Annotated in this window: 7 protein-coding genes; all 7 read right to left on the bottom strand. The window is 35.5% G+C overall.

Annotation, left to right across the window (positions count from 1 at the left end; all coding sequences use genetic code 11):
* Window positions 1-33: 33 nt before the first annotated feature.
* The 7 genes from MHI47_RS03570 to MHI47_RS03540 all read right to left on the bottom strand — a co-directional run bounded on the left by MHI47_RS03570 (window position 34) and on the right by MHI47_RS03540 (window position 11,905).
* Window positions 34-2,943, bottom strand: coding sequence for an S-layer homology domain-containing protein (locus MHI47_RS03570; RefSeq protein ID WP_340829538.1), 2,910 nt, complete (start codon window positions 2,941-2,943; stop codon window positions 34-36).
* 264 nt (window positions 2,944-3,207) lie between these two features.
* Window positions 3,208-3,468: a DUF3006 domain-containing protein gene (locus MHI47_RS03565; protein WP_340829535.1), complete on the bottom strand. Its 261-nt coding sequence runs from the start codon at window positions 3,466-3,468 to the stop codon at window positions 3,208-3,210.
* Complete coding sequence (locus MHI47_RS03560) at window positions 3,468-5,057, bottom strand: S-layer homology domain-containing protein (RefSeq protein WP_340829533.1); 1,590 nt, start codon at window positions 5,055-5,057, stop codon at window positions 3,468-3,470. The genes MHI47_RS03565 and MHI47_RS03560 overlap by 1 nt, the downstream gene beginning before the upstream one ends.
* Window positions 5,058-5,466: 409 nt before the next feature.
* Window positions 5,467-8,031: an S-layer homology domain-containing protein gene (locus tag MHI47_RS03555; protein ID WP_340829531.1), complete on the bottom strand. Its 2,565-nt coding sequence runs from the start codon at window positions 8,029-8,031 to the stop codon at window positions 5,467-5,469.
* A gap of 939 nt (window positions 8,032-8,970) precedes the next feature.
* Window positions 8,971-9,864, bottom strand: coding sequence for a hypothetical protein (locus MHI47_RS03550; RefSeq protein ID WP_340829529.1), 894 nt, complete (start codon window positions 9,862-9,864; stop codon window positions 8,971-8,973).
* Between the two features lie 56 nt (window positions 9,865-9,920).
* Window positions 9,921-11,147, bottom strand: coding sequence for a glycosyltransferase (locus tag MHI47_RS03545; RefSeq protein ID WP_340768331.1), 1,227 nt, complete (start codon window positions 11,145-11,147; stop codon window positions 9,921-9,923).
* Window positions 11,144-11,905 (bottom strand): hypothetical protein, encoded by a 762-nt coding sequence (locus tag MHI47_RS03540; RefSeq protein ID WP_340768329.1) that lies wholly within the window; start codon window positions 11,903-11,905, stop codon window positions 11,144-11,146. The genes MHI47_RS03545 and MHI47_RS03540 overlap by 4 nt, the downstream gene beginning before the upstream one ends.
* Window positions 11,906-11,980: the final 75 nt, after the last annotated feature.

Raw genomic sequence — 11,980 nt, 5'->3', positions numbered from 1 at the left:
CTATCTATCTTTTACAATATATTCGTATTCAAACTATTCGATCGTTAGGGTTGTAGTTGCAAATGCGTTTGCAGTATTGCCTGCTACGTCTCGGATATATGCCGGATTCGTTACAGAAGCAACAGATAGGACTCCAGTGTATGTCGCGTATCTATTTACTAAAGCAACCGTAGCGATATCATCGTTTGCAGATGTAGTTACCGTATAGTCATCTCCAGCTTTTAACCTCTCACCATTTACATCCGTGATTACTAAATCACTTGCCCAAAGAGCAGTGGATGCGGATAGGTTTTCATTGAAGTCAATGGTAAAATCAGAAACATTACCGGTTGCTGTATTATTAGCAATTAATAATTTTCCATCATTACCTTTTTCCACACTTGGAGCAATACCATCTTTAACGGAAATAGTAAATGCGGAGTTTGGTGTTCCAAATGTATTAGTCAATGCACCAGCTGTAGCTACAACATCTAATACTTGGTTTGGTGCAAATGACGATGTTGTACTGTTTGCTGCAAGTGTTAATGTTACAGTTGCTTTTCCATTGTTATTTACATAAGAGGCTCCACCAAATGTAAATGTTCCAGTAGGTGATGGATTTGCTACAGTAAACATTGTTGGATTCAATGAACCTTGTAGCTCCTGGTTTAATTGGAACTGAACCGTATTAGCTGTAGGTACTATAGCAGAATCTTTTACTAGTGATATGTCACCTAAAGAATCTGTCGTTACCGGCTCTAAGATGTAATCCGTATTACTGTATACATTACCTGCAGCATCTTTAAGTGCCCCACTAACACGTACCCCGTCAATACTATCGATAACTGTATTTCCAGCAGGTAAGCGAATCTCAATTGTTGAATTATTGATGACAACTATTGATGTTCCGGCTGGGGTATTAACAAGTGCCCCATTATTACGTAAACTATAATTAGAAAGATTGGTCAACCCTTCTGAGCTCATGGGTTCGTTAAATGTTACGCGAATATTATTTCCACTTTTAACTGCACTTTGGACATCCCACGCTGTTGAGTCCGGTATAACAACATCAAGTGTTTGAGATGTTAACTTATTTTTAGCATAAGATATATCTTCTATATTCTTCACTACTAATTTATAAGACCCAGGTTTTAAGCTTGTCGGTAAAGTAACAGTTACTGTCTTTTTCGCATTGTCGTAAACGAAATTAGCTCCGGTAAGGGAGACAGCTTTACCTGCTGAATCTGTTAAAGCATAGTTTGCTGCTAATTTGGCAGTTGCTTCATTTACTTCTTCAGAGAAAGTAATTGCAAATTTCTTATCAGTTGAAGCATCTACATTTGTCACTGTAGGAGATGTTTTATCTAAAACTACCATTGCTGATAATTCGCTAGATGCAACATCGTTACCCCAAGCATCCTCTAAAGCATTTTCTTTTGAATTTAAGAATAGCTTCGATGTGCCTTCTGGAAGAGGTGTTGCAAAGTTTACTGTAAATGTATCCGCAAATCCATTGACTGGATTTACAGCAGTAAGACCAGATCCTACGTAATTAGTACTGTTATTAACAGTATGATAGAGCGAAATGTTACCAGAGTTTGTCACTTTAACTGGTTTAGAGAATTTAAAAGTAACTCGTTCTGGTGTAGCTTTATCAATTGCAACTGTTGGTACTGTTGTATCCACAGCATAGTTAAACTCTTTACTAATTCTAGCTACTTTATATGCTGCATAATCTTGGCCACCCTCTATTTCAAGTGAATGTGCACCTTCTGAAGGTGCGATTCCAAATTCTACTACTGCTCTAGATCGATTAGAAGGATCAATTGTAGCAGCTGTAGAGATAGACCCATTATCTAATTTAACAGTTGGTGCAACTTTTAACGGTTCAGAGAAGTTAACCTCTACTGAACGGGGACCAACTGTACGAAGTGTCTCAACTGTCGGTGCGACTCTATCAAAGAATGTAACATTTTCTTCGAATTTTTTAATAGCAACATTTTTTTCATTGACTATATTTTCAACGATTACTTTCACTTCGTCTTGTTGGCGAGCCTCCGTACCTAATGTTACGACTACAGTTTTTCCATCAGATTGTAATTCTACAGAACCGTTCGTTAGATCTGCAGTAGCACCAGTTGTTACATCCATTAGAGAATAATTTGCAATATCTTCAGCAGTCGCTTTATCTACTTTGGAGTTAAAAGCAATAGAAAACTGTTTTAAGTTATCCGTACTTACGGAAACAACTTCAGGAGTCGGATCCACAACGTCTGGATGAGCTACATCAAATGAACGATTTAAGAACGAAGCCATTTGCCCACGTTTTACATCACCAGTTGGATTGAACGCGGTAACTTCTGTAACACCATTTTCCGACAAAATATTGATGTATTTTATATATTGTGCTTGTGCTTTAGAATTGTCCGTTACTTTTGACTCCACTCCGGCAAGATCTTTTAAATCAAACCCGTTCACTAGTACTTGGGCCATTTGCTGACGAGTAATATTGTTAGCTGGCATTAAATTGTTATTGCTGCCTCGGAATATTCCTGAATCTTTCACGATTAAAGATGCATTATATAATTCTGCATCGCCATGTGTTGCAGGTACGTCATTAAATGGTTTTACTTTGTCTACTAATTTGTTGGCAGTTATATATTCTTCGAAATTTTTGTAGTCAGATTGGGCAACTACATATTTAGCCAGAGATTTTACTACCCCTTTACGGTCAATTGAATTTTCAGGTTTGAAAGTCCCATCTTTGTAACCATCAAATAGACCACGTTCAACAGCTTGCATTATAGCAGCGTAGTGAGTGTGTGCTGCAGTTACATCAGAAAAGTCTGTTGCAGCTGTTTTCACGTCTGTTGCTAGAGCAGTAGGTACGACTGCTGTGGCAACTAGGGCAGCTGAAGCAGCACCAACAGAAAGTTTACGGTAATTTGTTTTTTTGTTAGCCATGAATAATTTCCTCCTCGTATTAGAGAATAACTACACAATCCTATTCTATTGATAGGAATGCTTGAATGAGATAATACCCTTTGGACTTTACAGGTACTACACTACTTCTATTTCCTTTGTTAGAAGAAGTAAACGTCTTTAATCATATTGTGATTTATGCAAGGCTATTGAAATTTTTGTAATCTAGATTAAAAGGTCCTAAAGAATCTGTGCAACTCTAACTTATGTATGAAATTATTAAGAGATATAAAAGAAGCGACCCTTTTATAAATAGGGTCGCAAATGTTTATTTGTTTTTAGTTTTTCAAGAAGGGAACTAACTTTTTCTCTGGTTGCTTCAGTTTCTTCCTTCAACACTTTGATCTCATATCCTATTTCTGATTTATCTATCTCGACTAGATCTCCTTCTCTTAAAGGAACTTTAATCAGGTTTTTAGAAACTAATAATCGCTTCGTTTCATCTGCTTTTGATAGGAATACCGCAAAAAAATCATCTACGCGATCGAGTGTATATTTGTCGCCCATTATTGCTCACATGCCATGTTATCTTTGTCTCTGTCGTGAGTTAAAGAGTATGCAGGGTGACCAATTTTAACACCATAGGGATAGTATTCACGCATAGAAGTACAATTTTTGAAAGAAGTTGGCGCTCCTGGTATAACGTAAGTTCCTGTACTTAAATCCGGCATTGTTGGAGTAGGTTTAGTTTCTGGGTTCGGGGTAGAACTCACGTAGCCTGTCCAGGGTTTTGCTGATACTGAATGTGTTAATCCATTTGTTGTCACGGTTATATTCCCTGCTTCTGCGGTTGAGTATATTTTTGACCCCACAGATTTTAACCTGTTAATTACTTCAGTATGTGGATGACCATAGGAATTATCTTCCCCATATGAAAGTATTGTAATAGCTGGTTTTACTTTGTTTATAAAAGTAGCCGAACTACTGGTATTAGAACCATGATGTCCTGCTTTTAATATGGTAGATTGCACATTAAATTTAGACATAATTTCAGCTTCTAGTTTAGTATCTGCATCGCCCATTAAAAGGAATGACACCTTGTTATAAGTGATTTTCAACACAATAGATGCATCGTTGTTGTCTGTTGCTTCTCCATTTACGTGAATTACTTGGATATCCATAGTAGGATCTAAAGTAAACTTCTCCCCAATGTTTGGAATAGTAAGAGAGATATTTTTAGAGTCAATTAGATTTAATATATCCAGGTAAGTTTCAGTCGTATGTACTTTACCTGAGTCAATAAATGTACCTACAGTAAAACTGTTAAGAACAGATATCAAACCTCCAATATGATCAGCATCCGGGTGAGTCGCTACAACATAATCTAATTTTGTTACCCCTCTTGATCTTAGGTATGCCACTACGTCTACGCCAGCAGCTCTAGTACCTCCATCAATCAACATCGTTTTACCATTAGGAGCTTGTATTAAAATAGAATCTCCTTGACCCACATCAATGAAGCTAACTTTTAAATCAGGCTTCGGTTTAAATGATTCATCCAATTGTCTAGCCATAAAGACAGCGAAATGTTGTCGGCTGATTTTACCGTTTGGTTTGAATGTGCCATCTTGATAGCCTGTTGTAATATTTTCTGACGCCAGGGTACTTATATAACCACTTGTAGTAGCATCCTTTGGCATATCACTGAAAGTATAAGAATTATTTATAGGTAAGTCATAGGCAAGCACTAAAATCTTCGCCATTTGTCCTCGAGTTAGAGTTCCTTTTGGATCAAATAACTTAGATCCATTTGCAGCAGTCTTACCAGAAATAAACCCCATATCGACAGCTTTAGCTACGATATCGTATCCGTATGTATCTGTTGTCATATCCGTAAATCCAGGATTAGGAGCGCTAAAGTCTGTAATACCTTTTTCTCGTAGAATCATCATTATTGCATTGAGACGGTTTAAGTCATTCTCCGGTTTAAATGTACCATCTTTATAACCTGTTATAATTTCCTTGTTTACCAAGAAACTTATCTCATTCTCATATTGCTTTACATCAGTGAAAGATCCAGCAGCATCAACTGATTGTTTAGGAAATATTCCAATTAATAGCAGGAATAAAGCTATTAAAACTAATACTTTCTTCATCTTATTTCCACCTCTCAAATATTCTAACTTAATAATAATAAACAGGAGAATAGGCTACGTCTATTGAATTGGAAGGAATTAGCAATAATAAAAGGACAATATATGTCATGTTATGCAACTAAAAAACAACTATCTAAAAGGGAGTATTAGAGATAGTTGCAGAGATTTATATATATTGCACAAATCACAAAAAGACCGTCATTCTTATATGGAAATTGAAAAACACTAAATCGACTTCTCCGAATAAACCTAACTCCACCTTTGAAGTGATAATTTCTTTCCTATAAATAGGTAAAAAGACAATCACTATGGATATGAAAGGCAAAAGAAAAAGCCCTGCAGAGATTTCTCTCCACAAGGCATACACTCATTCTTTTAGAACCCGATTTACTTTATGGGGTAGAGCTAATTATTTAGAAATAGAACCGTCTTTAACTTTATTGTTATTAGCATCAAATAAGTTAGCAGATTTAAACTCAACCGCAATGTTATCTGTTAAAGCAAAGTCATTAGTTGTCTTTACAGTTAACTTGCCGTTAGCTGCTACAGCTGAAGCAGGTACTACAGTTGCATCAGCAATCTTAACAGATAAACCAGTAACAGTAGCTTGGTTAGCAATTGCTTCTGAGAAATCTACAGTAAATGTTTTGCTATCTACTACAGTTACTTTAGAAGCTACTGGAGTAACACTTTCTTTTAGGCTAACTTGAGTTGTAGCTTTACCTTCTTTAAGCGTGTTACCTTTAGTATCTACAACATTCTTAGCTTCAAGAACGTAGCTACCATTAGCAGTAATAGAAGCTTCTGGTAATGTAATTCTTACCTTTTTAGTTCCATCTACAAACTGAAGTTGAGTTCCTACAGGTAGTACTTTTCCTCCAAGCGTGTAGTTAGCTAGTGTTGTTGCAGAAGAAGTAACATCCGAAGCATATTCTACAGTAAATACTCTATTGTTAGTAGCATCTACTACAACTGGTGTAGTGCCAAATACTAATGAAGCAGTAACTGTTCCAGGTGTAGCTTGGAAAGTACCAGATGCAACATTAAATGTAATTGTATCTGCATTCGCGTTTCCAGCTAAGTCTTTTACTGCTCCCGCAGCTAGTTCGAAAGAGTAAGTTGAATTACTATCTAAATCTAGAGAGATTTTAACAGTATTTAACTCAGAACCTTCAACTTTACCGTTTCCATCAATATCAGTTCCAGCAACTTCATCTACCGCTAATACATTACTAGTTGTATAAACAATACCATTCTTAGTATTAAGCGTTAAGTCACCTGTAACTTTTACTGGCTCATTGAAAGTAAGGTATAAAGCATCTTCGTCTGTAGTAACAGTTGTATCATCCGCTACTAACAATTTCGATGAAGCAGATGAAAGAGTAGCAGGAGTTGTATCTTTAGCTAGAGTAGCATCAAATTCAAATGCATCACCAGCATTACCAGCTAGGTCTTTTTGGCCTTCTACTTTAACTTTTGTATTCATAAATTTCGCTGCACCCAATACTGATACTGCATCTACAGTGAATTTAGTTTTATCAGTAGCATCTTTAATATCAGCATCAGTTAAGAAGAATTCAGTAGTTCCTACAGTTACTTTTGCATACTCATTTAATCCAGCAATTGTATCAAGATTCTGTTTAGACAATTCTTCTGAGAAATCGAAAGTGATTTCAGTACCGTTAACTGTAGTAGATACAGTTGGGTTTGAATTATCTACTACTGGTTGAGCTACTGTGAAGTTAACAGCTATAGGGTTAGAAATATTGTTAGCGAAGTCAGTTGCTCCAACAACATCTACTTTATAAGACTTGTCAGCAGTTAAACCTGTAATTGTTAAAGTTTTACCAGAAAAAGTATATTGAGCAGGAGATGCAAGTTGAACACCATCCAAGCTTACAGTTCCTTCGCTTTGTACTGGCTCATTAAAAGTGATAACCGCTGTAGTTCCTTTTGCTTCAACCGATTTAACATCAACAGGAGTTGTATCTGCAAATGTTAGCAATTTGTTGAACTCTGAAGTTAGTACTGTAGCATCTTCTTTTGTTTTGATAGGTGAAACAGTAACTTTAGCATTTGATACTTTTAACTCATCAGCTGTTGTTAAAGTTACAGTCTTTCCATCTTCTGAAACTACTGCGTTAGAGATAACTTCACCTTCAACAGCATATTTCGATGTAATTGCAGCATCTGTTGCATCAACAGCGCTGTTGAATGTAACAGCTATTTCTTTTGCATTAACCGCACTTACTGAAACAACTTCTGGAGTTGAGTTATCAACTTCTGGGTGTGCCACATCGAATGAACGGTTCAAGAATGAAGCCATTTGTCCACGTTTTACATCTGTAGTTGGGTTGAATGTAGTAACTGCAGTTACACCGTTTTCAGATAAAATGTTGATATACTCAACGTATTGATCTTGTGCATTTTTTGTGTCAGTAACTTTTGACTCAACTCCAGCAAGATCCTTTAGATCAAATCCTTTAACAAGTACTTGCGCCATTTGTTGACGAGTAATGTTGTTAGCAGGCATAAGGTTGTTATTGCTTCCTCTGAAGATTCCAGAATCTTTAACGATTAAAGAAGCGTTAAATAGTTCTGCATCGCCGTGAGTTGCAGGAACATCATTAAATGGTGTTACAGTTTCAACTAATTTGTTAGCAGTAATATACTCTTCGAAAGTTTTGAACTCAGATTGAGAGATTACATATTTCGCAAGTGATTTTACTACACCTTTACGGTCAATAGAATTTTCAGGTTTGAAAGTTCCATCAGTGTATCCGTCAAATAATCCACGATCTACAGCTTGCATAATTGCAGCGTAGTGCGTATGTGTTGCAGCTACATCAGAAAAGTCTGTTGCTGCTGTTTCTACCTCTGCTGCCAAAGCAGTTGGTACGATTGCTGTTGCTACTAATGTTGCAGTAGCTGCACCAGCTAAAAACTTACGGTATTTCGACGATTGGTTTGTCATGAATAGTTTCTCCTCATAGGTAAATATTGTTTTGTGTGAAGTTGCTCCTACAGATGTAGAAATAACGAAAATGAAGTATTTTCCTGGAATACTAACTTCACCCTATAATCTTTTTGAGATTACTAAATTAGTATAAGACTGGAATTTTCTATTGTCTAATAGCAATGTTTGGTAAGTGAACCACATAAAAGAAGAACCTGATGACTAATTGCTAATCGCATCTGACATGTCTATTAAGTATCTTGATATTATTTCATACCGTTTATTAACCCTTGTTTAGTCCATACATACGCGCTTTTTTAGCCTAGGAACGGGACTTCATGTATATCTAAATCAGCTGTATAATCACTTTTTAGACAAAAATATAATCTAATTTAAAATGGAAAAAGTTGGTCCGAAATAACTATATTAAGTTATATTGCTATATTTTTCTGCACGTTGACAGGTTAATTTTGAAGGCATTTTAAAATAAATTAATAATAACCTTTTCCATTTTAATCCTTTATAGGTATATTTAGATCATCAAGTAAGGTTCTGTGTAAACACCTAAGAATGTAAAAAAGAGAATTACCATGAGCATGTCCCGTAAAGGCACCCCTTGATAATTCTCAAATTAAAACCAATATTCCTCGGTAAAGTTAGAAACATTCTACAAATATATTGCTTAGTATAATAGATATATTCAAATGAAACTAAACAACCAGTCAATGGTAGAATAATGCAGACTGGCTGTATAGGAAGATTTATATTATTGTCTAAAAAGACACTGGCCTGTTTCTTCATAAAAACTTTTACTTCATATGCATCTAGCCGACTTAAAACTTTTCCCATCATTTCAAGACAAAAGACGGGTTCGCCTCATTTTCAATAATTGCAAAGCCATCACCCCGATGAATTTTCTCCAGAATTCTAACTCCACTTACTTAGTTAAATAAGTAACTAACTGGTTTTCATAAGTAGTAGTTGGTAATGAATATAATCAAAAAAATGAGCATTTTTCAAAATATCTGATTCAACCAAAGTGTTTACGTGCATTTTAACTTCCTTGGCTAATACTTCTTCTCCAATTAATAAAAAGTACTCATGGAGGTAATAATAAACCGCTATTGATTCATATTCTACCGTTTCATCTTGAGATTGCCTGTCATATCTTCCATAAATATGACCACCTTCTATCCACGCCTCAACTATCCATTCTTGAAATACTTCAGATTTTATGCCTACTTTCAATCGGTTTATAGCAATCAATAGCTGGTCAATCATATGAATCTCTTCACTCTTCATATAAATCTGTTCGTTGAAATCATAATACTCAGGAAAGAATACCTCTATATCACTTACTTCAATTAACAAATTTACCGTTTTCTCTAAAAGTAAATCAGTATCTTCAAGATAACTAAGCGTAACTCGTTCTGCAGGTTGCTGATACTTCCAATCATAGAAATCTACTGAAAAACCATTACTTTTTTGCAAATTGGTGATGGATTGACTTAGTTCTTCCGCTAACTTGCGATACACTTTTTTATCGAATTGATCTGCTGCCTTTTCTAATGAACTAATGATTCGTAAATCATCAATCAATGCATTTGTTCTGCTTTCTTCATCTAACCGCCAATGAATAAAAGTATTCTCTGCTTGTCTATCTATAAACTGCTGCGTTAGAATTTCATATTGCTCCTGAAAGGATTTTTTGTCACCTATCAAAACTAAGTATTCCATATAAAGTCCAATACTCTCGGATAAATAGTCCGATGTTTTTTCATTTGGATAAGCATGAATGAGTTTCTGATCGTTCATGTAAGTTTCGTTAACGGTTTCTTGAACAGATCCCATTGAACAACCTCCCAAGATAAGGGCACCTAAAACCAAGACTCTAATTTTTAGAGGCATCAGCTCCCTCCTTTGAATCTTTTCGTTTTATCCCAAGCTATCGTTTCCCCACGAATTCGACTCCATAAATATACGGAAAAACTACGAATTAGGAGAATGATGAACAACTGAGCATATGTAAAGTACATGATGAAGATAAACAGGACATTCTTAAGGGACACGTTTTTGTCCACTACTAAAGCACTTAATAGCTGAGCTGTGTAAACGATGTAACTCATGAACCAAAGCATAAGTAAAGGTGCATTCATATTTGGCAGTTCCATTCCGAAAACGCTCATGATGAAGAATACATCTGAAAATAATAAAACTATAACAAATAAAAGATAAGTCAAGACATGTTGCAGACTGAGAAAGAACGTCTTTCCTTTCCAGTGGGTAATATCTTTAAAGGATTTCTCCAACAAATAAATATTCCCTGTTAACCAGCGTGTACGTTGTTTTATAAACGTTTTCAATAGTTCCGGCTCCTGCTCCCATGTTCTAGAGGTAGGAACTACCGGTAAAACATATCCTTTAGCACTCAGGCGAACCGTCAATTCCGCATCTTCAGCTAAAGCATGAACGTCATATCCACCAAGTTCTTCTAAGACACTTCTTCGGAGTAGCATGTTGGTACCCGCTAAGGAACCTAACCCTAAAAATTTCCAACGACCACATTGCATTAATAATTGGAACACTTGAAATTCCAAACCAATCATACGAGTTAGAGTGTTAACATGTGCATTTTTCGTTTTCACATAACCAACTGCCCCAGCCGCTTTTTTTGTTTGCTCCGCTACTTCTACTAGTAATTGTAGAGCATCTGCCTCCGGTTCATTGTCTGCATCATAAACAATGAAATAATCCGAACTTGAAATGCTTAATCCATAATTTAATACCCTCGATTTCCCTGAAGGATAACTAACTGGAACAGGGATATAATGGATTCTAGAAAACACTTCAGAAAATTCTTGGGCAATTTCTGCTGTATTATCTTGTGAGTTATCATCCAAAACGTAAATATCTAGTTTCCCTTTGTATTCTAACCTTGCCATGGCTCTTAATGTATCTTCTAAAACAATTCCTTCGTTATGAGCAGGTATTAACAGAGCGACACTCGGATAAACTTCCAGTTTTTTAGGTTTTCTGAAAGTAATTCGATACCATACACCAGAAAGTGTCAGTACGGAATAAAATATTAATAATAACCAAAAAAAAGTCATAATTAACAAAATGATATTGTTCATAAGTTTTGACCCAATAACTGATTAAGATGTTCTATATCCCTAACCTGCTCTTTTTCTACTTTAAAAGGAGGATCGACGAAATTCAGCTCTGCGTGACTCTTTTCCCAAAAGCGTTCTTTAACAACTTCAGTTCCTGCCAGACTTGTGTTCTTCAACAAGAGATAAATAGATCCTGTCTCACTTGATACGAGATCATATTTTTGACGTATACTTTGAAGAGCTACTTTTTCAAGTGTCTCTTGTAAATTTTGTTTAACTTTTTTCTTCGGATAATCCACTATATATTTTAAAAAATAAACTTCTTCTTGGTTTCTTGTACTCGATTTTAAAAGCCATTCTGCCTGGTCTTTAAATTCTGTGAGCGTTAAAACTTTTGTAACTTTTCTATACTTTTGAAGCAGTTTTACTTGCTGCTTCAATTCACTGTTTTGATAACCAATATTCTTTAATAGATTCATCATTATCCAATATATTAAATGAAAGCTAGTAAATAATAAATGGCTATATATGTACTGTATTTGTATTTCTCCAGACAACTGCTGTGCAAAAGAAATAGCTGTAAGAAAAGCTCCATATACTAGAGATATCGTAATCGCATATAAAAAGACAAATCGTTCATTAATCACAGCCATAATAAGAAGAGAGAAAGCTCCAATTACTATTAGCTCTTTGTAAAATGGTAAAGTAAAATAGAATACTGCCCATCCATTAGTCAACAGTCCTAACAACAACATCGAAATAATTAAATTATTTTTCATGATAATTCCTTTCCAAAAACAGTATTATTAATTTTTATACCTGTGTAAATCACAAGTACGTAATAGACTTTACTA

Source organism: Psychrobacillus sp. FSL H8-0487, assembly GCF_038008385.1.
Taxonomy (GTDB): domain Bacteria; phylum Bacillota; class Bacilli; order Bacillales_A; family Planococcaceae; genus Psychrobacillus; species Psychrobacillus psychrotolerans.
Note: the sequence above shows the minus strand (reverse complement) of the source record. Positions and strands in the feature narration are given on the sequence as shown.